Annotated in this window: 17 protein-coding genes and 1 pseudogene; 7 read left to right on the forward strand and 11 right to left on the reverse strand. The window is 72.3% G+C overall.

Features of this window, described 5'->3' with window-relative positions; genetic code table 11:
• The first annotated feature begins 214 nt into the window (after positions 1-214).
• Entirely contained in the window at positions 215-2,548 is a 2,334-nt protein-coding gene (locus tag WMF42_RS28835; RefSeq protein WP_437686127.1) for a DNA polymerase II, read from the forward strand.
• A 54-nt stretch (positions 2,549-2,602) separates the two neighbouring features.
• Here the strand turns inward: WMF42_RS28835 and pgm are convergent, their stop codons facing one another.
• Positions 2,603-4,249, reverse strand: a complete 1,647-nt coding sequence (gene pgm, locus WMF42_RS28840) for a phosphoglucomutase (alpha-D-glucose-1,6-bisphosphate-dependent) (RefSeq protein WP_061611765.1) — start codon at positions 4,247-4,249, stop codon at positions 2,603-2,605.
• Positions 4,250-4,347: 98 nt separating this feature from the next.
• Here pgm and WMF42_RS28845 point away from each other — a divergent pair, with 98 nt between their 5' ends.
• Positions 4,348-5,094: an alpha/beta fold hydrolase gene (locus WMF42_RS28845; protein WP_199694107.1), complete on the forward strand. Its 747-nt coding sequence runs from the start codon at positions 4,348-4,350 to the stop codon at positions 5,092-5,094.
• A 214-nt stretch (positions 5,095-5,308) separates the two neighbouring features.
• Complete coding sequence (locus tag WMF42_RS28850; RefSeq protein WP_437686130.1) at positions 5,309-5,974, forward strand: SRPBCC family protein; 666 nt, start codon at positions 5,309-5,311, stop codon at positions 5,972-5,974.
• 150 nt (positions 5,975-6,124) lie between these two features.
• On the opposite strand, the pseudogene WMF42_RS28855 reads toward WMF42_RS28850, so the two are convergent.
• Positions 6,125-7,030, reverse strand: a pseudogene (locus WMF42_RS28855) (LysR family transcriptional regulator); the annotation flags it as partial.
• 121 nt (positions 7,031-7,151) lie between these two features.
• Between WMF42_RS28855 and WMF42_RS28860 the strand changes: the two are divergent.
• A complete protein-coding gene (locus tag WMF42_RS28860) occupies positions 7,152-7,874 on the forward strand; it encodes an aldo/keto reductase (protein ID WP_061611761.1) in 723 nt (240 codons plus the stop codon).
• 41 nt (positions 7,875-7,915) lie between these two features.
• Here WMF42_RS28860 and WMF42_RS28865 read toward each other — a convergent pair whose 3' ends face one another.
• The 5 genes from WMF42_RS28865 to WMF42_RS28885 all read right to left on the reverse strand — a co-directional run bounded on the left by WMF42_RS28865 (position 7,916) and on the right by WMF42_RS28885 (position 14,631).
• Complete coding sequence (locus WMF42_RS28865) at positions 7,916-8,818, reverse strand: hypothetical protein (protein ID WP_061611762.1); 903 nt, start codon at positions 8,816-8,818, stop codon at positions 7,916-7,918.
• Positions 8,819-8,939: 121 nt separating this feature from the next.
• Positions 8,940-10,118, reverse strand: a complete 1,179-nt coding sequence (locus WMF42_RS28870; RefSeq protein WP_437686133.1) for an oxygenase MpaB family protein — start codon at positions 10,116-10,118, stop codon at positions 8,940-8,942.
• 138 nt (positions 10,119-10,256) lie between these two features.
• On the reverse strand, positions 10,257-10,973 hold the full coding sequence (locus WMF42_RS28875) for an STAS domain-containing protein (protein ID WP_081426916.1): 717 nt from the start codon (positions 10,971-10,973) through the stop codon (positions 10,257-10,259).
• 259 nt (positions 10,974-11,232) lie between these two features.
• Positions 11,233-13,272, reverse strand: coding sequence for an SUMF1/EgtB/PvdO family nonheme iron enzyme (locus WMF42_RS28880; RefSeq protein ID WP_437686135.1), 2,040 nt, complete (start codon positions 13,270-13,272; stop codon positions 11,233-11,235).
• A gap of 81 nt (positions 13,273-13,353) precedes the next feature.
• Positions 13,354-14,631: a patatin-like phospholipase family protein gene (locus WMF42_RS28885; protein WP_061607465.1), complete on the reverse strand. Its 1,278-nt coding sequence runs from the start codon at positions 14,629-14,631 to the stop codon at positions 13,354-13,356.
• A 96-nt stretch (positions 14,632-14,727) separates the two neighbouring features.
• On the opposite strand from WMF42_RS28885, the gene plsY reads away from it, so the two are divergent.
• Positions 14,728-15,378 (forward strand): glycerol-3-phosphate 1-O-acyltransferase PlsY, encoded by a 651-nt coding sequence (gene plsY, locus WMF42_RS28890; protein ID WP_061607464.1) that lies wholly within the window; start codon positions 14,728-14,730, stop codon positions 15,376-15,378.
• 24 nt (positions 15,379-15,402) lie between these two features.
• Here plsY and WMF42_RS28895 read toward each other — a convergent pair whose 3' ends face one another.
• Complete coding sequence (locus WMF42_RS28895; protein WP_437686138.1) at positions 15,403-16,623, reverse strand: purple acid phosphatase family protein; 1,221 nt, start codon at positions 16,621-16,623, stop codon at positions 15,403-15,405.
• Positions 16,624-16,866: 243 nt separating this feature from the next.
• On the opposite strand from WMF42_RS28895, the gene WMF42_RS28900 reads away from it, so the two are divergent.
• Both WMF42_RS28900 and WMF42_RS28905 read left to right on the forward strand, forming a co-directional pair.
• Positions 16,867-17,313, forward strand: coding sequence for a hypothetical protein (locus WMF42_RS28900; protein ID WP_437686139.1), 447 nt, complete (start codon positions 16,867-16,869; stop codon positions 17,311-17,313).
• A 64-nt stretch (positions 17,314-17,377) separates the two neighbouring features.
• Positions 17,378-18,151 carry a class I SAM-dependent methyltransferase gene (locus tag WMF42_RS28905; RefSeq protein WP_437686140.1) on the forward strand — a complete coding sequence of 258 codons (774 nt, stop codon included), beginning with the start codon at positions 17,378-17,380 and terminating at the stop codon, positions 18,149-18,151.
• A gap of 23 nt (positions 18,152-18,174) precedes the next feature.
• Here the strand turns inward: WMF42_RS28905 and WMF42_RS28910 are convergent, their stop codons facing one another.
• From WMF42_RS28910 to WMF42_RS28920, 3 genes are read right to left on the reverse strand one after another with little or no spacing between them, the layout of a single operon-like run.
• On the reverse strand, positions 18,175-19,566 hold the full coding sequence (locus tag WMF42_RS28910; protein ID WP_437686141.1) for a glycosyl hydrolase family 8: 1,392 nt from the start codon (positions 19,564-19,566) through the stop codon (positions 18,175-18,177).
• Between the two features lie 10 nt (positions 19,567-19,576).
• Complete coding sequence (locus WMF42_RS28915; RefSeq protein WP_061607461.1) at positions 19,577-20,344, reverse strand: outer membrane protein assembly factor BamD; 768 nt, start codon at positions 20,342-20,344, stop codon at positions 19,577-19,579.
• A complete protein-coding gene (locus WMF42_RS28920) occupies positions 20,341-20,838 on the reverse strand; it encodes an RNA polymerase sigma factor (RefSeq protein WP_437686142.1) in 498 nt (165 codons plus the stop codon). The genes WMF42_RS28915 and WMF42_RS28920 overlap by 4 nt, the downstream gene beginning before the upstream one ends.
• Positions 20,839-20,909: the final 71 nt, after the last annotated feature.

Here is a 20,909-nt window from a genome sequence, read left to right on the forward strand (position 1 = left end):
GGGAACCGCGGAGTCGAGGCCGCCTCCGCGAAAGACGCTCTCTCCGGCGGCGACGCGGCACCCGGAGCGCGCGCGATCCCCGGAGTTCCCCGTCGCCACGGGAGAGAGAGGGCTTGCGGGAGGCCGGCCCCGGTGGTCAAGTGGGGTTCGGCGCGGAGCCGTCCGCCCCGCACGCTGGCGATGAGCTCGTCCGGAGGCGCTCACGCGCTCGACCATGCCTGACCGCGGCTTCATCCTCACGCCCACGTACCGGGTCGTCTCCGGATGCCCGGAAATCCATCTCTACGCTGTCATGGAGGACGGCGCGCCGGCGCTCGTCATCGAGGACAGGTTCAGGCCGTATTTCTTCGTTCGCGCGCGCGACGAGGACATCGCGCGGCGGATCGCGGGCAACCGGGTCTCCCCCGCGGCGCTCGAGACGCTCGACGGAGAGCCGGTCCTGCGCGTCGACGCGGCGCTGCCCCGGGACGCCGCGGCGCTGCGCGACAGGCTCGGCGAGGCCGGCGCCGACTGCCTCGAGGCGGACGTGCGCTTCGCCTACCGCTTCCTCATCGATCGCGGCATCCGCGGGGCATTCGCTGTCTCCGGGCCGTTCGAGCTCCGCCCCGGCGTCGGGCGCGTGTACCGCAACCCCGAGCTCGTCCCCGCGACATTCGTCCCGGAGCTGCGCGTGCTGTCGCTCGATATCGAGACGAGCCTCGACGGCGAGCAGCTCTTTTGCATCGGCCTCGCAGGCGCAGGCGGCGAGCGCTGCCTCCTCGTCCGGGACGAGCCCGTGCCCGGCGGCCTGCCCGGGTACGTCGAGCAACTCCCCGACGAGCGGGCGGTCCTCGAGCGATTCCTCGAGCACGTCGCCGAGGCCGATCCGGACGTCCTCACCGGCTGGAACATCCCGGACTTCGATCTGCCCGCGCTCCAGCGCTATTGCCGGCGCGCCGGGCTGCCGTGCGCGCTCGGGCGGGGCTCCGACGAGATCGCGATCCTGCGCGACCCGGGCTTCACGCGCGAGGCGCGCGCCATCCTCCAGGGGCGCGTGGTGCTCGACGGCCTCGCGCTGCTCCGCAGCGCCTTCATGCGCCTCGACGATTACCGCCTCGAGACCGCGGCGCAGACGATCCTCGGGCGCGGCAAGCTGTTCGGGTCCGACGACCGGGGCGCGCAGATCGAGGCGTCGTACCGCGACGACCCGGCGACGCTCGCGGCGTACAACCTCGAGGACGCCCGCCTCGTCCGGGATCTGCTGGCCAAGACCGGGCTCGTCGAGCTCTCGGTGCGGAGGAGCCTGCTCACCGGCATGCAGCTCGACCGCGTGGGCGCGCAGATCGCCGCGATCGACTCGCTGTACCTGCCGGCGCTCCGCGCCCGCGGCAAGGTCGCGCCGTCGGTGTCGAGCGAGGCGCCCGACGGAGAGGTCGAGATCGCCGGCGGCCTTGTGCTCGAGCCGGTGCCCGGGCTGTACCGCAACATCGTCGTGTACGATTACAAGAGCCTCTATCCGAGCCTCATTCGCACCTTCAACATCGACCCGCTGACGTTCGTCGCCGGGGACGGCGCGCCGCCCGAGGCGCTCATCGTGACGCCGGGTGGCGCGGCGTTCCGGCGCGGCGAGCCGGGCATCCTCCCCGAGCTCGTCGCGCGCCTCTGGGACGAGCGGGCCGACGCGCGGCGGGCGGGCGACGAGCGGGGCGCGATGGCCGTCAAGATCCTCATGAACTCGCTCTTCGGCGTGCTCGGCTCCCAGGCGTCGCGCCTGTTCTCACCGGCCGTCGCGAACGCGATCACGAGCGCCGGCCAGCGCGTCATCCGGCTGACGGCGGAGGCGGTGCGGAGGGCCGGGCACCGGGTCCTCTATGGCGACACCGACTCGCTCTTCGTCGATATCGGCGAGCCGGACGCCGCGCGCGCGCTCGCCCGCGCCGAGGAGCTCCGCGACGCCGTCGCGGCCTCCGTCGCCGCCGAGATCGGGAGGACCTTCGGGTGCGAGAGCCGGCTGGAGCTCGAGTTCGAGAAGGTCTATGCGCGCTTCCTCCTGCCCGAGCTGCGCGGCGCCGCGCAGGGCAGCAAGAAGCGGTATGCGGGCCTTGTCGCCGGGGAGGACGACACGCTCGAGATCGTCGGCCTCGAGGCGGTCCGGCGCGACGCGAGCGCCGTCGCGCGGCGCTTCCAGCGGGAGCTGCTCGATCGGGTGTTCCACGATCGCCCGGTCGAGGACTTCGTCCGGACCTTCGTGACGGAGCTGCGCGCGGGCCGCTTCGACGCGGAGCTCGTCTACAAGAAGGCGCTCCGGAAGCCGCTCGGCGCGTACACGAAGACGACGCCGCCGCACGTCAAGGCGGCGCGCAAGCTGACCGGCGACGCGGGGCGGATCGTGGCCTACGTGATCACGCGGGCGGGGCCCGAGCCGGTCGGCCAGACGACGGCGCCGCCGGATTACGACCATTACGTGTCGCAGCAGCTCAAGCCGATCGCGGACTCGGTGCTGCGATGGCTGGGCGGGCCCGACTTCGACGCGATGACAGGCGCGAAGCGGCAGCTCTCGCTGTTCTGAGCTGGCGCCGCGCCCCACGGCGCGCGGCACGCGCGGCGTGGGGCGCGCCAGAGCTCACTTCGCCGACAGGGCGTCGGCGACGATCGCGCGCGCCTCGTCGAGCACGCGATCGAGGTGCGCCTGGTCCTTGAAGCTCTCCGCGTAGATCTTGTAGACGTCCTCGGTGCCCGAGGGCCGCGCGGCGAACCAGCCGTTCTCGGCGACGACCTTGAGCCCGCCGATCTCGCCGCCGTTGCCGGGCGCGCGGGTGAGCTTCGCGGCGATCGGCTCGCCCGCCAGGGTCGTGGCGCGCACCGCCTCGGGGGAGAGCTTCTTGAGCACGCTCTTCTCGCCCGGCGTGGCCGGCGCGTCGATGCGCGTGTAGAGCGGCGCGCCGAAGCGCTCGGTCAGGTCGCGGTAGTGCTCGCCGGGGTCGCGGCCCGTGCGGGCGAGGATCTCGGCGGCGAGCAGGTCGAGGATGATGCCGTCCTTGTCCGTCGACCACACCTGCCCGTTGCGCCGCAGGAACGAGGCCCCCGCGCTCTCCTCGCCGCCGAAGCCGAGCGAGCCGTCGAGCAGCCCGTCGACGAACCACTTGAAGCCGACAGGCACCTCGCGCAGCGGCCTGCCGAGGTGCTTCGCCACCCTGTCGATCATGCTGCTCGAGACGAGCGTCTTGCCCACCGCCGCGTCAGACCGCCAGTGCGGGCGGTTCTGGTACAGGTAGAAGATTGCCACCGCGAGGTAATGGTTCGGGTTCATCAGCCCGGCGCTGCGCGTGACGATGCCGTGGCGATCCGAGTCGGCGTCGTTGCCGAACGCGAGGTCGTAGTCGTCCTTGAGCGCGATGAGGTTCGCCATCGCGTAGGGCGACGAGCAGTCCATGCGGATCTTGCCGTCGTGATCGAGGGGCATGAAGCTGAAGGTGGGATCGACGGCCTTGTTCACCACCGTCAGATCCAGCCCGAACTTCTCGGCGATCGGCCCCCAGTACGCGATGTTCGAGCCGCCGAGCGGGTCGACGCCGATGCGAAGCTTCGCGCCGCGCACGGCCTCGAGGTCCACGACGTTGCCGAGATCGGCGACGTAGGAGCCGATGTAATCGTACGGGTGCGTCGTCGGCGCGCGCAGCGCGGACTCGTAGGGGATGCGCTTCACGCCCGCGTTGCCGCCGCGGAGCAGCTCGTTGGCGCGGTCCTCGATCCAGCCGGTGACGACGGTGTCCGCGGGCCCGCCGTTCGGCGGGTTGTACTTGATGCCGCCGTCGTCGGGCGGGTTGTGCGACGGCGTGATCACCACGCCGTCCGCGAGCCCCGAGGTGCGCCCGCGGTTCTGGGTGAGGATCGCGTGCGAGATGACAGGCGTGGGCGTGACGCCGTTGTGCTCGGCGAAGATCACGTCGACGCCGTTGGCGGCGAAGACCTCGATGACGGAGCGCTGCGCCGGCTCGGAGAGCGCGTGCGTGTCCATGCCGAGGTAGAGCGAGCCGGTCGTGCCCTGCCTCGCGCGGTACTCGCAGATGGCCTGGGCGACAGCGAGGACGTGCGCCTCGTTGAAGCTGCGCCGCGCGGCCGAGCCGCGGTGGCCGGAGGTGCCGAAGGCGACGCGCTGCTGCGGATCGCCCGGGTCGGGGCTCTCGCTGTAGTACTGCGCGCGCAGCTTGTCCGGATCGATCAGCACGTCGGGCGGGGCTTTGCGGCCCGCGAGGGGATGGAGCGCCATGAGCCTCCGCATAGCCGAGCGCGCGGGACGAGCAAAGCCCTGCGCGCGGCGCTGCGGCCGGATTGCCGTGCGGGCGGCGCTCGGGGATGCTCGCGCCCGTGAACGCGCCGCTCCGGCTGCTGCTCCTCCCCGGCCTCGACGGCACCGGCGCGCTCTTCGAGCCCTTCCTCTCGGCGCTGTCCGGCGACGTCGCGCCGGAGGTGGTCTCCTACCCCGCGGACCGGGCGCTCGACTACGACGCCCTCGAGGCGATGGTCGCGGAGCGCCTCCCCGCGGACGGGCCGTATGCGCTGCTCGGCGAGTCGTTCTCGGGGCCGCTCGCGCTCAGGCTGGCGTGCCGGCGCCCCGGAGGGCTCGTCGGCGTGGTCCTCGTGGCGACCTTCGTCAGGAACCCGGTGTGGCTCGTCCCGTCGCTCGCGCGGCACCTCGTCGGCCCGTGGCTCTTCCGCCGGCGCGCGCCGGAGCTCGTCTCGCGGCGCTACCTCGTCGGCGCGCGCGCGTCCGCCGACTGGCTCGAGCGCGTGGCCGCGAACGTGGAGACGGTCGACCCTGCGGTGATGGCGGCGCGCGTGCGCGAGGTGCTGTCCGTGGATGCGCGCGCGCTGCTCCAGCGCTGCGCGGTGCCCCTGCTCTACCTGGCCGCCGCGGGCGACGCGCTGGTGCCGCCGCGCGTGCTCCGCGATCTCTGCCGGATGCGGCCCGACCTCGAGCGCGTCACCGTCGACGCGCCGCACCTCGTGCTGCAGCTCGCGCCGGAGGCGTCGGCGCGGGCGATCGAGGGATTCCTGAGGCGCGCGGCCGCTCGACCCGGCAGCGCTGCGCCTGACCGTCCCGGCGATCCGTAGAGCGCGTCACGGCGCCTCGATAAGCACGGATCGAGCGGCGCTCCGAGATCGACTGTCGCGAATGCGCCCGGAACCGGAGCAGCACCGACGGTGCCAGACGTTCAGCTATTGCGCAATACTTTCCATATGTTATCGTTCTCACGCATTCTTGAACATCATAGAAACCTTGGTCTACACGCGCCCCCATGAGCGGCTCGCGGTGTAGCCAGGGACCGTGCCCGGTACGAGCGCCGTCGTGCTCCTGGGAGGCACGACGGCGCAGGGGCGCGAAATCGAAGGGAGCGTAACAGTGATTTCACGACTGAAGAATACCGCCTGCCTGGCGGGCATCGTGGGCGGGAGCTTGCTGGTCACGGGCTGCGCCCTGGAGGCGACCGCGGAGGAGACGGCTGAACAGTCGTTCGCGCTCGGTTGCGAGTGCGACCTTCCCACCCAATCCGTCATCACCGTCACGGGGCCGGACCGCTATCGCTCCGAGCAACAGGTCCTGCTCGACGCTCCGGTCGGGAAAGTGTGGGCCAAGCTGGGTTCTCTCGAGCGCTTTTTCGAGGTCGCGCTGCCGAATGCCACGGATCTGCACTGGGTGGTTGGCAACGGCAAGTCGGTGGGCGACGAGCTGAACTTCATCCTCGACGGCGGCCTGATCCGGCTGCTCGTCGTGGCCCGCGACCATCACGAGCACCGGTTCGAATATCGACTGATCGAGCCGTCCCTCGGGATCGAGGAGCTCGAATCGACCCTGACGCTCCAGGCTTGCGGCAATCGCACGGAGCTCGTGTGGGTCCGCAACTTCCGCATGACGGAAGGGGTTTCCTTCGAGCCGCTGAGCGAGGTGGTCGCGCAGGAGTTCGGCAACCTGATCGCCCGATTCTCACCCTGACCGGGGCTGGCTTCGAGCCGCGCCTGGCCGCGCGCCTCTCAGGCGGTCACCTGGTGAAGCTGATATCGTCGATGTAGACGCCTCCGGGAGGAACCCGACGTGCATCTCCTCCGTGGAGACCGGGGGAGACGGCGGGGCGGGCGCGCCGCGCCCTCGCCTCCGGCGGGCCGCGCGGCGAACGAAGTCGACGAACGCGCGCAGCGCCGGCGGCGTCTGCCGGCGGCTCGGGTAATACAGATAGAAACCCGGGAACGACGGCGACCAGGACGAGAGGACCTGGACCAGCTTCCCGGCCTCGACAAGCGGCCTCGCCTGCTCGTCGAACACGTAGGCGATGCCCACGCCGTCCACCGCGGCGCGCAGCGCGAGGTCCACGTCGTTGACGATGAGCGGGCCGTCGACAGCGACCTCGAGAGACTGCTTCCCCTTCTCGAACTCCCATCGATACAGGCTGCCGTCCGTCGGCCACCGCGTGTTGATGCAGCGGTGCCGGTGCAGGTCGCGCGGGGTCGCGGGGACGCCGTGGCGCGCGAGATAGCCCGGCGACGCCACCGCCATCATCGTGAGATCACCGCTCAGCCTCACGGCCACCATGTCCTTCTCGAGGCGCTCGCCCAGCCGGACGCCGGCGTCGAAGCGGCGCGCGACGATGTCGGCGATCGCGTCCTCGACAACCACGTCGAGCACGATGTCCGGGTGCGCCTCGAGGAACCGGCCGAAGAGCGGGGCGAGCGCCCAGAGCGCGGCCACCCGCGCCGTGTTGATCCGGAGCACGCCCGCGGGCCTGTCCCCCACTGCCTTCACGTCCGCGACCGCCGCGTCCAGCTCGGTCAGCGCCGGGGCCAGCCGCGAGAGCAGCCGCGCCCCCGCCTCGCTCGGCGCGACGCTGCGCGTGGTGCGGTTCAGGAGGCGCACGCCGAGCCGCTCCTCCAGCCCCCGGATCGTCTGGCTGAGGGCCGACGGCGAGACGCGCAGGTGCGCCGCCGCGCGGGCGAAGCTGCCGTGCTCCACGATGACCGCGAACGCTGTCAGATCGGCGAACTCTCTCCCGCGCATTGTGTACCCATGGCTTAACAGGCTCGTTCGATCATGCAGGATTTTTTGCAGGGAGCCAGCGCCATAAGGTCCGGGTCCAGGCAGGGCGCCTGACGCGCCCGCCGCACCTGTGGAGCCCACCATGACCAACGCTCTCTCTCTCGATACCTACCGGCTGCTGGGGCGCTCGGGCCTGCGCGTCTCCCCGCTGGCCCTCGGCGCGATGACGTTCGGCACCGACTGGGGCTGGGGCAGCGACCGCGAGGAGGCCAGGCGCATCCTCGATGTCTACCTCGACCGCGGGGGGAACTTCATCGACACGGCCAACAAGTACACGAACGGCACCTCGGAGCGGCTCGTCGGCGAGCTCGCCGGCGACCGGCGCGAGCGCCTCGTGCTGGCCACCAAGTACACGCTCAGCATGCGCCCCGGAGATCCCAACTCGGGCGGCAACCACCGCAAGAGCATGGTGCGCTCGGTCGAGGCGAGCCTCGGGCGGCTCAGGACCGATTACATCGATACGCGCAAGAACATCGCCGCCGCCAACGGCGCGCTGACGGAGCGGGGCCTCGGCATCGCCGAGGTGGTGAAGGCTGTCGCGGCCGAGAGCGGCAAGACGCCGGCGCAGATCGCGCTCGCCTGGGCGCTGCTCCACCCGGCCGTGACAGCGCCGATCCTGGGCGCGCGGACGCTGGAGCAGCTCGAGGACAACCTGGGCGCGCTCGACGTGCGGCTGACGGACGGCCAGCGCGCCCGGCTCGACAAGGCCAGCGCCGTCGAGCTCGGCTTCCCGCACGATTTCCTGGCGCGGCCGATAACCCGGGGCGTGATGTTCGGTGACGTGAAGATCGCCGCGCGGCGGTGAGCTGAGCTGAGCGCGCTGGCGGTGGACTCAGGATCTGCGGCTCACAGCGGTCTCTGCTTCGCCGCCGCCTCGAGCCAGTCCGCGCACGCGCCGTCGTCGGCGGGCGGCTGCGCGCCCTTCAGGAGATACCACGCCTCCCTGTGCTGCGCGCGGGCGCCCGGCTCCACGCGCTGCAGCGGGCCGAGCGACTCCACCTCGAGCATGTCCTGGTTCGTGAAGGTCTCGAAATTGACCCCCATGTCCGGGTAGGTGGCGCCCTCGACGAACGGGAACCGCTTCAGGAACACGTTCCCGTGGTTCGCGTACGCCGCGTAGCCCTGGCTCACGAGCGCACCCACCTTCTGCGGGCTCTTGCCGGCCACATGCCGAAGGCGGACCACGCGCTTGCCCCAGGTCCACCGGGGATCGGCCATGTCGGTGTACGACCAGAGCACGAGGGGCCGCGCGGGCAGGAGGCGGTCGGGGTGCGGGAAGAACGGGGCGTGCGGGAGCAGGCACTCGCCGCCGCCCGCCATCACGGTGAGCGCCCACGGCGTGAACTCGACCGCATAGGCGCCGTGGTTCTCGATCGAATGATCGAGGACGAACCTGCCCGCCGCGGGGTCCGCCGTGATGCGGATCTCCTTCTGCATTCCGTACCTGTCCGCCGGGGGCCGGAACACGTGCGCGCCGTTCTCCTCCCGGTAGTCCACCGGATCGTTGTCGGGCTGCAGCGTCCGCAGCTCGTCCTCGGGGCCGATCCAGAGCCGGTGGCCGCCATAGAACCTGTACTTGGTCCCGCCGGTCGCGCCCAGGTCCTCGGGGATCTCGCAGAGCTCATTCGGGCCGCCGATGACGCCATACCGGATGATCCGCGGGCCGATGTCGAGGGTGACGACGAGCTCCGTGTCGCCGCAGACGAGCCGCGCAGCGCGCTTCCAACCACCGTAGGGAATGATCTCCATGACGGAGGTCCGTACCGCAGAACCGGAGCGCTCTTCAACCCCGACCGCCTGTGGCGCGCCCCCGGGACGCGGCCTCGGGGAGATCCGCATCGCGCTCGGCTGGCCGCGCGGCGGCCGTCCCTCACGTCCCCCTGCCGACGAACCCCTCCGGAGGCGCGAAGTCGGCCGGGCGGCCGCCCAGGGCGACGGCGACGGAGCGCTGCCAGTAGCGATCGCCGAGGTCGAGCGCGAAGTGCTGCAGCGACGGCAGCGCGTGCGCGCGGCTCGAGGCGGCGGCGATCGCGCGGAGGAGCGGGACGGTGAGGAGGGAGCTCTGCCGCGGCACCCCGAGCTGATCGGCGAGATCCTCGCCCAGCACGCTGCGGGAGACGCTGCAGAAGATGGACACGAGCTGCTCGGCGCGACGGCGCTGGCTCTCGGTCCACCCGCTGCCGATCCCGTGGGAGAGCAGCGCGCTCACGAGCAGGCGCGAGTCGTTGTCCGGGGCGCCCTGCGTGGCGAAGATCATCTCGGCCAGGCGCCTCGCCTCGGCGTAGGACCCGGGGATGAGCTCCGGCTCGACGCCGATGACGTGGGCGACGTAGCGCCAGAGGTGGACGAGATCCTCTTTCTGCGCGGGCGGGATGTGGTAGCCGAGCTTGTCGAAGCCGTCGAGCACGGCGACCGAGAAGAGCAGCGCTGTCGCGACCATGTCGTGCTGGTTGATCGGCTCGCCCCAGAGCTCCGTCTTCCACCGGCCGCTCGCGCGGATGAGGCGCCGCACCTGGGCGTGCATGACGCGCACCTTCACGGTGATCGCGAAGCCCTCGCCGGAGCGGCGCATCCCGTCCGCCAGGCTCACGGCGTGGACGAACCGGCTCGTCTCGCCGAGGCGTCGCGGGGCCTGCTCGCGGAGCCTCCCCGAGAAGACGAGCGGCTTGTTCCCGCCCGGCGAGGCATACCCGAGGATGAGCGCCTGCATCGCGAGCAGGATGCCGCCGAGAATGCCCGTGCGCAGGAACGCCGTCCCGCCGCGGTTCACGGCCTCCCAGTCGACCCAGAGCGGCACGTGATCGACGGCCGCGAAGAGCGCGCGCAGCTCGGCCGGGGCGTCGGGCACCGCGTCGATGCCGCGCGCGAGGGCGGCCTCGAGCAGGCGGAAGCCCTGGCCCGAGGGCATCGACGCGAACGCGTCCACGACGGCGTCGGCGACAGGATCGACGCGGTGCAGGAAGGGCGCCAGGCGATCGAGCTGATCACCAAAGCGGCGGCGGGCTTCTGCTGTGTCCTGGAAACGAGCAGGGATCGTCGGGTTCTTCATGCGGCGGGTTCGAATCCCTTGGCATACGGCCGGCGTTCGGCAAAGACGAGCCGCACTCGAGGCGCCCGGCGAGCGCAGGTGCGAGCGCGTGAGCGGTGGTGCCGCTCACGGCGCGCTCTCCGCTGGACGTCTCGACGGTCAGGAGTCCGTCTCGCGCGACGCGTCCATCCGCTCGACGCTCCGGCGGATCACCTCGGTGAGGTCGTATGCCTTGCGCTGCGCCAAGCAGAACCTGAGCCCCTCCCGGAGGCTGCGCATCGGGCTCAGCTCATCGAGCGAGACGCCGATCGTCACGAGCGTGCCCGCGACGTGACCGCCCAGCCCGGTGAGGATGCAGCGCGCGCCGAGGAGTTGCACGGCCTGGGCCAGCTTGATGAGGTGCTGGGCGGTCATCGTGTCGACGACCGTCACGCCGGTGAGGTCGAGGATCACCCACTCGACGTCGCTGTCGTCCGCGACGCGCGCGAGGAGCCGCTCGGTGACCTCGACGGCCCGCATCGAGTCGAACAGCCCGACGAGCGGGAGCGTGAGGATGCCGTGCCAGATGTCGATGATCGGCACCGAGAGCTCCCGGATCGCGCGCTCCTGGCGCTGGATCGTCTCGAGCTGGCTCTCGAGCTCGCGCTTGGAGGCGGCGAGCGCGGCGAGCGCCTGGGTGTTCTGCTGCGTGGCCTCGGAGAGCTCGGAGAGGAAGATGCGCAGCGCCTCCTCGACCACCCCGAAGGAGTCCTGCTCGAGACCCTCGAGGAGCTTCAGGGCGAGCGCGATCTCTCCGGCGGATGCGAGCGCCACCGCGTTGATGACGCGCTGCATTCGGCGCTCCTCGAGGGAGATCATCTTCTCGGGTTCTTGCATGGGCTCCTGTGCGCTCGGATTGGTTGAACGGGAGAGCTCGGTGCGCCGTCGCTCACCAGGCGCGGCCTCGTCGTCCCCGGCGACCTGCGCTCGGGGACGCACTCGTGAGATCCGACCTCGTGCGCCAGGGCGCGACTACACTTCTCCTTGTTATCCTACGTAGCGGCAAGCTGTTCGGCTCCACGTTCGATCAAGATCGTACAGATAGCCTATCCCCGGCGCGGCAGGAAGGTGGCCTCTCGGCCCCGGGCGGTGGCGCTCAGTCCATCGAGCGAGCGCAGCGGAAGCCGGTCGAGACGTCGCCTGCCTCGCGGTCGAACGCCAGCCGGTACGTCGATCGGGCGGTGCTCGCCGAGAAGTCCCACGAGCCTCCGCGGAGCACGCCCTTGCTGCCGGTCGCCGGGACGAGCGGATCGGTCCGGGCGCCCTTCGCGTAGGCGCCTGGGTCCCAGCCGTCGGCCACCCACTCCCAGACGTTGCCTGCCATGTCGAGCGCGCCCGACGGGCTCGCCCCCGCCTTCGCCGAGCCGACGTCCTGCGTGCCGCGCCCGCCGCAGGCCTGCGCTGGCGATCGCGACACGACGGCCTGCGCGCACCCCGGCGCATCGTTGCCCCACGGGAACTCGCGGCCGTCGGTGCCGCGCGCGGCGTACTCCCACTCGGCCTCGGTCGGGAGCCGCTTGCCGACGAACGCGCAGTACGCCGCCGCTTGCGCCTGATCGACGCACGAGACGGGGTGCTGCGCCTTCGCGGGGTCGGCCGCGGTGCAGAGCGCGCCGCGCTGCGCGACGTCGGCGTCGGTCGCGCGGGGGCCGTGCAGGCCGCTCGGCGTGCACCGGCCCGCCTCGACGCAGCGCTGGTACGCGGCGACCGTCACCTCGGTGCGATCGAGGTCGAACGCGCGGGTGAGCGTCACCTCGTGCGGCGGCCGCTCGGATTTGCCCCCCCTGGCGCTGCCCATCGAGAACCGGCCCGCCGGCACCCGGACCATGTCGGGCGAGGGCGCCGGCTTGACAGGCGGCGCTGTCGGGCCGCCGCGCGCGCGCGGCGGGGGCGCGGCGTCCCGGGCGCCGGGCCGGACGAGGGTGACGGCGACCGCGACGGCGGCCAGCGCGGCCGCCGAGCCGAGCGCGAGCAGCAGGCGCCGCCGCGGAGCGCCTGGGGCGGCCGCGGGCGCGGCCTGGGGCGGCGCCGGATGCGGCGCGGCCGGCGGCGCGGCGCTCGCGGTGAGGCCGCCTATTGTGGTGAGGGAGGGCGCGGGCGGCGCGCCGGCGGGCGCGGGCAGCGCGCCGGCGGGCGCGGGCAGCGCGCCGGCGGGCGCGGGCAGCGCGCCGGCGGGCGGGGCCGACACGCCGGCGTCGTCGGGCTCGGCCGTGGCCATCGCGGCCTCGAGCGCCGCCCAGAGCTCGCCCGCCGAGCGGTAGCGCTCGCGCGGCTCGACAGCGAGCGCGCGGCGCACCACCGCCTCGACGGCCTCGGGCGCTGTCGCGCCCGCGCCGCGCAGGCTCGGGCGGAACGCCGGATCGGTCGCGGCGATGTAGAGCTGCGTGACGTCGCCCCCGAGCAGGGCGCGGTTGCCCGACGCTACCTCGATGAGCACCAGGGCGAGCGCGAAGACGTCGGTCCACGGTCCGGTCGCGCCGAAGCGGTGGTGGAACTGCTCCGGCGCGCCGTAATGCACCGTGAAGGCCCGGAGCGTGCTCCCCGTCTGGGCCATCGCCTGCGTCATGCTCGAGAGCTCGCTGAGCACCTTGGCGATGCCGAAGTCGAGGACCTTCATCGTCGGCCGGCCGCCGATCTCCGCGAGGAACAGGTTGGCCGGCTTGACGTCGCGGTGGGCGACGCCCTGCGCGTGCGCGGCCTCGAGCGCGTGCGCCGCGGGCGCGAGCAGGGCGACCGCCTCGGCGAGCGGCCGCGCCGCCTCGCCGCGGGCGCGCCGCTCGGCGATGTCACGGTCGAGCGGCGCGCCCTCGAGCCACTCGAGAACGAGGTAAGGCGTCCACTCGCCCGACGGCGAGACGGCGGCGCCCGCGTCGAGCGCCTGCACGATGCCGGCGTTCGCCCTCGAGAGGCGGTGGAGGAGCCTGCCCTCGTTGAGGAGCATCCGCTGGAACGACTCGCGCTCGGCCGGGGCCAAATTGTTGAGCAACTTCAGGCACTTGATAGCGACCGGCTCGTCCAGGCCGAGGTGATGACCGCGGTAGACGACGCCGAATCCCCCCTCCCCGACCACGGCGTCGAGCCGGTACTTGCCGCCGATCGTCGCGCCCACCCAGCCGAAGGGATCCGAAGGTGCCATGCTCGCGGCGCGAGTCTACACCGCCGGCCCCGCCCGGCGATCGCGCGGAGGTCGGCGCGCGCTACGACATGCTTCCCGAGCTCACCGATCCCGCGCGTCGAACCCCCCCGGGCTCAGCGCCTTCTCGAAGAACGCGCACAGCTCCTCGTGCCGCGCGCGCGCGTCCGCGCGGCCTATCTCGATGAGCCTCCCGGCGAACTCCCCGTCGAACAGCAGGTACGACAGGAAGTCGGCCTCGCGCCGCTCGTCGCCCTCGGCGAGGCGGCGCATCACGCGGCCGAGCACGCTCGTGGTCCGCGCGCGGAACGCCGGGGACCGCACGAACTCCGCCGCCAGGCTGCCGATGTCCTTGGAAGCGCGGATGAGCAGCGACCGGAGCGGCCGGAGCGAGCGCCCGGGCGGGAGCCCGAGCTCGTCGTTCAGCTCGTCGACGAAGGTCTCGCCGTAGCGGCGCCGCCCCGCCTCGAGGATCCCGTTGATGCTCTCGAGGCGCGCCAGGTCGTTGTCGATCCGGTCGAGCATCAGCGCGTTCAGCGTCTTTCCGAGCAGGAACAGGGGCCCCGGGAGGCCCGGCGCCTCGCGATCGGCCGTGGACGAGGCGGGCTCGATGTACCGCGGGTTGACGACGATCACGCCGTCGGCCCCGAGGCGCCGCGCCGGCGACAGCGGGACGTTCTGGCGCAGACCGCCGTCGCAGTAGAGCTCGCCGTCGATGCTCACCGGGCGGAACAGGATCGGGACAGCGGACGAGGCGAGCGCGTGCTGGGCGCGGAGCGCGGTGGCGCGCGGGGCGATCGTCGGATCGTGGCTCCAGGGCGGCAGCCCGGGCTCGCGGCGGTGGACGAAGACGACCGTGCGGCCGCACTTCACCAGGGTCGTCGACACAGTCACCGCCGACAGGAGCCCCCTCTCGAGGTGCTCGTCGATCCGCTCGAACGGCACGGCCTCCGCGATCTGCCGCTCGAGGCCCGACGTGTCGAGCAGCGCGGTGCGGACGCCGCTCGCGGGCGCGCTCGCGGCCCCGCCGCGGAGCAGATCGTGCCCGACAGCGAGCACGCCGCGCACGTCGAGCCGCACGAGGTCGTCGATCCGGAGGCGCGTCCACACCGCGGCGAGCCGCCGGGCGCGGCTGCGCGACTCGTCCGCGAACGCCGCGAGGCCGCAGACGTTGATCGCGCCGACCGAGGTGCCGCACAGGATGTCGAGCGGCACGTCGCGGCCGATGTCGCGAGAGACCTCCTCGAGGATGTGCTGCACGACGCCGACCTCGTAGGCGCCGCGGGCAGCGCCCCCGGCGAGCACGAGCGCGATCTTGGGGGCGCGGCCGTTCCGGGTCGAAGCGGGCGAGGCGTTGGCCATGCTCGCAGAGTACCATGGTCGCGATCGCCAGAGCGGCCCTGAAGCTCGCCGCGTCGCATGCTACATCCCCGGTGCACGCGGGCACGGAGGCGCCCGATGACGGCAATCTATCTGGTCCTCGCCTACCTCCTCGGAGCGATCCCGACAGGCTACCTCTTTGCGCGGTTCGTCAAAGGGGTCGAACTCCGCGCGCTGGGCTCGGGGAACATCGGCGCCACCAATGTCCTTCGCGCCTTCGGCTGGAAGCCCGGCCTGGCCGTCCTGGCCGCGGACATGGCGAAGGGCGCGCTCGTCGCCGGGCCGCTCGCGTCGTGGCTCACCGCCGCGCCGGGCGGGTGGGTCGCGGCGGCCGGCGGCCTCACCGCCGTGCTGGGGCACGACTACACGGTGTTCCTCGGCCTGCGGGGCGGCAAGGGCGTCGCGACGTCCTGCGGTGTGCTGCTCGTGCTGGCGCCGCGGTCCACGCTCGCCGCGCTGGCCGTCTTCGCGCTCGTCGTGCGGGCGACCCGCATGGTCTCGGCCGGCTCGCTCGCCGGCGCGCTCGCGCTGCCGCTCTTCCTCTGGCTCCTCGGCGAGCGGCACGCCCCCGTGCTCTGCCTCTCGCTCCTCCTCGGCGCGTTCATCTGGCTGAAGCACACCCCGAACATCCGGCGGATGCTCGCCGGGACCGAGAGCACGATCTCCTTCGGCAGGCGGCCCGACGACAGCGCGAGCGCCGGCGCGCCGGGCGACAGCGAGCGGCGCTGATCCCCGCCCGCGCGCGGCGCTCGGCTACCTTGTGATCTCCTTCACGTAGAGCACCGCGCCGAGCTTGTCGATGAACTCGAAGCGCAGCGAGTCGCCCTCGAACCGCAGGTAGGCAAAGCCCTCGATCGCATCCGTGTAGAAGAGCTGCCGCGGGTCGGCCGGGACGGCGGCGGACGCCGCTCGGGTCTTCGAGCCGGCGCCGCTGATGGCGAAATAGGTGTTCGGGCAGCCCGGGTCGCGCCCCTTGTCGATGAACTCGAGGTTGTGATCATGGCCGGCCATGTACATGTCGGCCCCGCAGTAGATCGCCCGCTGCATGGCGTACATCCCGGAGCTCCCGAACGAGTCGTTGTCGAGGAAGTGATCTCCCGACGTGTAGCGTGGGTGATGGCCGAAGACGATCTTCCACGTGGCGTCCGAGGCGGCGACCCGCGCGCTCATGTCGTCCGCTTGATCGTTCGAGGTGAAGTCGATCGTATCGATCCCGAAGAGATGGACGTGGCGAATGCGAACATCATAATACGAAGCGGGCATGTGCCACTTGTCGCTCACCCGCTTGCCCTGCCCGCCGCCCACAGGCAGCTGCGAGTAGTCGATCTGCGCCTGCCGCACGCCGCTGCTGCTCGGGCCGTGATCGTGGTTGCCGAGCACCGCGTAGAACGGCAGTCCGTTCAGGCCCGGTCTGTCGTAGGGCTGCTCGAACTTCGGTCCCCACTGCGCATCGCTGGTGTCGGTCACGCCGTGAGCATAGAAGTTGTCGCCGTTCATGATCACGGCGTGACAGCCTCCGACCTCGATGCACTTCTCGCTCATCCGGTCGGCGACCTGGTGCTGCGCGAGGTTGCCCTCGCCGGTGTCGCCGATGGCGATGATCCTGACCACGCGGAGCTCCGTGTCCGCGGCGCCGACAACGCTTCCGGCGCCCGGGCCGCTGATCTCGATGCCCGCATCCGCGGCGCCGACCACGCTGCCCGCGCCCGGGCCGCCGACCTCGATGCCCGCGTCCGCGGCGCCGCTCACGCTGCCCGCGCCCACGCCGCCAGCCTCCGCGCTGCCACCGCCCGCCCTGCCCTCGGCGGCGCTCCCGCCGCCATGGCTCTCGCCGCCGCCCACGCCTGTCGGGTCGCCGCCGGGGCTCATCTTGCTGTCCCCTGCGCCGCAGCTCACCGCCGCCAGCGCGAGGAGGAGGGCCACGGCAGACCCGGGCGGGACGGGGGGCGGACATACCGCACGGAGAGGCTTCATCGGACGCGCATTCTATCCGCGATGGCCGGGGCTCGGCGGCCCTCCTCTGCCGGAGCTGCTCGCCGCCGCCGATGCCGGTTTTTCTTGACACCCCGTGGAGCCCCACGTATCGAAGTTGAACATCACTTTCAATATCAACAACGGAGCCAACGTGAGCCGAACCATGCCCCCTGCCCCGAGCCCTTCCTGCGGCGCAGCGCTCGCCGCTCTCCCCTGGTGCGACGTGCACAAGGAACACGTCTCGTGAGCGCGCGCACGGTCCTCTCCGCCCGCGGCCGCCCTCCGCGCGCCGATGCGGGGCGCCTCGTGGAGCCCGCTGGCGTGGAGGGCTGGCCGCCGCCGCCGCACGATCCTCGCGAGCGCGAGCTGGCGCTCGTCGTCGCGGGGTGGGAGGTGCGCCTCTTCGGCGGGCGGAAGTTCGAGTACTTCGTCGCGCGCGGCTTCTGGCACCTGCAGCTCTGGCACCCGGAGGCGCGCGTCTCGGTGCTGACGCCCTCGCGGCTCACGCGCGGGCTCTACGAGGCGTACCCGATCGCGAACTGGAAGGCGCAGGCGCCCGACTACGACAAGCTCGCGGCGCTCCTCGACGGCCTGTCCACGGCGAGGCTCCCGGAGGCGTCCGCGGTGCTGCGCCTCGAGCGCGCGCTCGTCGACGAGGTCGTCCGGGGCGGCGGCGGGGTGGCGTCGTGACGCGCCGGCTCCGGGGCACGCGCGCGCCCGCGCGGCATCGCGCCCCGCGCCGCACGGAGGGCGTATGAGCTCCACGACCGTCCCCAGGGGCGCGGTGCTCTCGCTCGTCGGGCGCGCCGCGGCGCGCGTGCGGTTCCCGGATCTCGGCTTCGCCGACCCGTGGGCCGAGGCGATGCTGGCCACGCTCGACGTCGATCCGGAGAGCTTCGACGACCGCGCGCTCCGGACCACGGCGGTGCGCACCATGGTCGTCGACGGGCTCGTCCGGCATTACTTCGAGCGGAACCCGGACGGCCTCGCCATCGCGCTCGACGCCGGGCTCTGCACGCGCTTCTCGCGCGTCGACAACGGGAGGCTCCGCTGGGTGGACATCGATCCGCCGCACGTGGCCGAGTTCAAGTGCGCGCATCGCCTGTGGCAGACGTCGGACCGCCACGCGATCGCGAGGTCCTGCTCGATCGCCTGCACGGGCTGGATGGATTGCCTCCGCGACGCGGGCGACGTGCCCACGCTCCTCATCGCCGAGGGCGCGCTGGAGCGGCAGCCGCCCGGGCTCGTCGACGCCTTCTTCACGCGCGCGTCCGCGCGCCTCGCGAAGGGCACGGAGCTCATCCTCGATCACGAGGCGCACCCGCCGCTGCGGACGCCGCCGCGGCTGCGCGCGTGCCTGGAGATCCCGGCGGCGGACGGCGCCGTGGCGCGCTATCCGCGGCTACGGCCGATCGGCGACGGCGAGGTGACGCCGGCGATGGAGCGCGCGCTGCGCGGCGTGAACAGGGTGCCTCGCCTGCTCCGCGGCGAGCGCGCGTCGTCGATCCACCACCTGCGCTTTGAATGAGCGCCGCCGCGGACGCGAGAGGCTCAGTAAACGCGGAACTGACCGCTGAGCGTCAGCAGCGACAGCAGGTGGAGCAGCCCCGAGTAGTAGCGAGGCGTCCCGGTCGACGGCGGCATCGACCACGCCGCCTCGATGTACGCGGCGCGATCTTCGTTCTCCGCGACGAGGCCCGTGACGCCGTTCATGAAGATGAGCGCCGCCTCACGGCTCATCGGGACGCTGGATGCCTCGCCCTCCAGCGTGTACGCCCCGCCATAGTCGTCGATGCCCTGCTCCGAGAAGAACGCCAGCAGCCGGTCCGCCTCCTCCACCTGCCACGGGTCGACCCCGAACCAGACGTGGTCGAGCGCCATGTTCAGCGGCGTGCGGTAGGCCTGCGCCCCGAAGTCGTCCGAGCCGGGCAACGGGGTGCCGCCGAAGTCGGCGCGCTCCGGCATGAGCCCGGTGCGCGGGTGGGCGACCTGCTTCCAGTACGCGCGCGCGCTCGCCGCGGCCTCGGACCAGAACGGGTCCCCCGTGGCCTGCGCCCAGAGCTCGTAATACGCGGGCATCTCGATGGAGGGACGGGTGGTGTTCGCCGCCGCGACGTGCGGAATGTCGAAGACGAGCTTCGTCTCCGCGTCGAACATGTTCGTCACGCCGGAGACGACGCCCCCGTTCCGCTCCTCCTTGTGCCGCATCACATCGAGCAGGGCGAGCGCGTCCGCACCGTAATCGAGGCTCCCCGTGTCGCTCCCCCACCGGCCATGAGCGAAGAGCAGCGCCATCGCGATCTGCTGCTGGCCAAACGGGTCGACGCAGGGCGCCTTGCCGCCGGGGATATCGCACCACGACCGGAGATAACCTGCGTTGGGCCCGGTCGCATACCGGAGCTCCGTCCTGGCGTACTGCCAGAGCCGGTCGAACTCCCTCCGCTTGTCGAGCTCGACCGTGATGATCATCGCGAAGCCGATGCCCTCGGTGCGCACATCCATGTGCAGGACATCGTAGATGAAGGCCTGATCGACGGTGCCGAGCACCGGGTAGTAGATCGCCTCCGTGTACGGGTCGCCGTAGAAGAGCTGGTTGAACCTGTCCTCGAGCTTCTCCGCGATCTCCTCGTCCGTCTTGCCGAGCACGTCGCGGAGAACGTTGGGGTACGCATCCGGACCGGTCAGCGGGCGGAGATCGTCGCTGCTCAGGCCACCTTCGCCGCCGCCGGTGCCGCCCGCACCGCCGGTGCCGCTGGTGCTGCCAGTACCGCCGGCGCTGCCGGCGCTGCCGGCGCTGCCGGCGCTGCCGGCGCTGCCGGTGCTGCCGGGGCCGCCGAGCCAGTCCACCGTCGTCACGCACGCCGGCAGCGCGCAGAGCGCCACACACGCACAGCCGATGCGGGACGCTCGGAGGAGCCGGCGGAGGGGAACGGGGCAGCGCATGACCCGAAGCTTAATCGTTTACATAGCGCCGGACCCGGGAGGCAAGCACGCTGTTCGGGTGCCGGCGCAGAAACGCCTCGGCGCGCTGCGCTGCGGCGTCGGTCCGGCCGCTCTTCGCGAGTGCGTCAATCCGCAGGACCTCGGCCTCGAGGCTCAGCCGGCCTCGCGGATGTTCCCGCGTGTAAGCGTCCAACAGCGAGAGTGCGCCCTGTGCGTTCCCGCTGGAGAGCGTCGAGCGCGCCGCGTCGAGGGCATTGAGCTCGGCCTGGAGGGCGGCGCTCTCCGCGGTCGCCGGGGTCGCCTTCGCGCCGGGCTTCGTGGCGGCTGCGGCGCGGGGGCTGCGCGCAGGCGCCGGGGCGGCGGCCTGCTCCGCGGCGACCTCCACGGGCGCCGGCGCCGCTTGCGGCATCGCCCTCTCGATCGGGCCCGGGAGCGCGCCGGCGAAGCGGTCGACAGCGGCGGGCGGCGGCGCCTGGCTCCCGCGCCAGGCGAGGTACCCGGCGGGGATCCCGGCCAGCGCGCCCACCGTCGAGAGCGCGATCAGGATCTTGGTCCAGCCGAGCTTCGCGACGACCGGTGAGGACGCCGCAGCGGTCCCCGCCGCGGAGAGCGCCGCGGGCGCAGCGGCGCTCGACAGCGCAGCCGCGCCGGCGAGGCCCAGGGCGGCCAGCGTCTTGGCGCGCGTCTCCGAGGATGTGGCACAGGAAGTGCCGGCGCTCAGCAGCGCGCGCTCGAGCGGGCTGTCGCTCTCTTCCAGCAGGCGACGTGGTTCGGTCATCGTCTCACCTCGCTCGTCGTGACGAGCTCGAGCGCGCGTACGCGCTCGCGAAAATCTGCCCTGGCCCTCCGAAGCCGCGAGGCCACGGTGCCCTGTGGGATCCCGATCACACCGGCGATCTCCACCATGCTCATCTCCTCGAACTCGTACAGCACGAACACCGTCCGCAGATCCGGCTCCATCTGGTCGAGGACCTGATCTAGCATCTGGCGGGCTCGCTTCTGGCTCGTGAGCTGCTCGGGTGTCGCCGCGTCCACCACCTCCGGCGGCTCGGCCGCCGGGACCTCTCGCCGGCGCGCCGCGCTCCGTCGGGCGTGGGCGGCCACGTTGAGCGCCGTCTGGAGCAGAAAACTCTTCTCCGCGCCCGGCCGGACGTCGTCCAGCCGCTGGGCGGCGGCAATGAAGGTGCGCTGCACCGCATCATCGATCTCGGCGGCGGGGGTGCCCGCGTTGCGGAGCACCCGACCGATGAAATCGAGATGAGCGTCGACCATCCGCCGCAGACGCGCATCTCGCTGGCTCACGCGCGCGGCCGATGGTGCCTTGTCCGCCGGATCCGTGTCAG

Origin of the sequence: Sorangium sp. So ce176, from assembly GCF_051519835.1 — a bacterium.
Classification (GTDB): Bacteria; Myxococcota_A; Polyangia; order Polyangiales; family Polyangiaceae; genus Sorangium; species Sorangium cellulosum_G.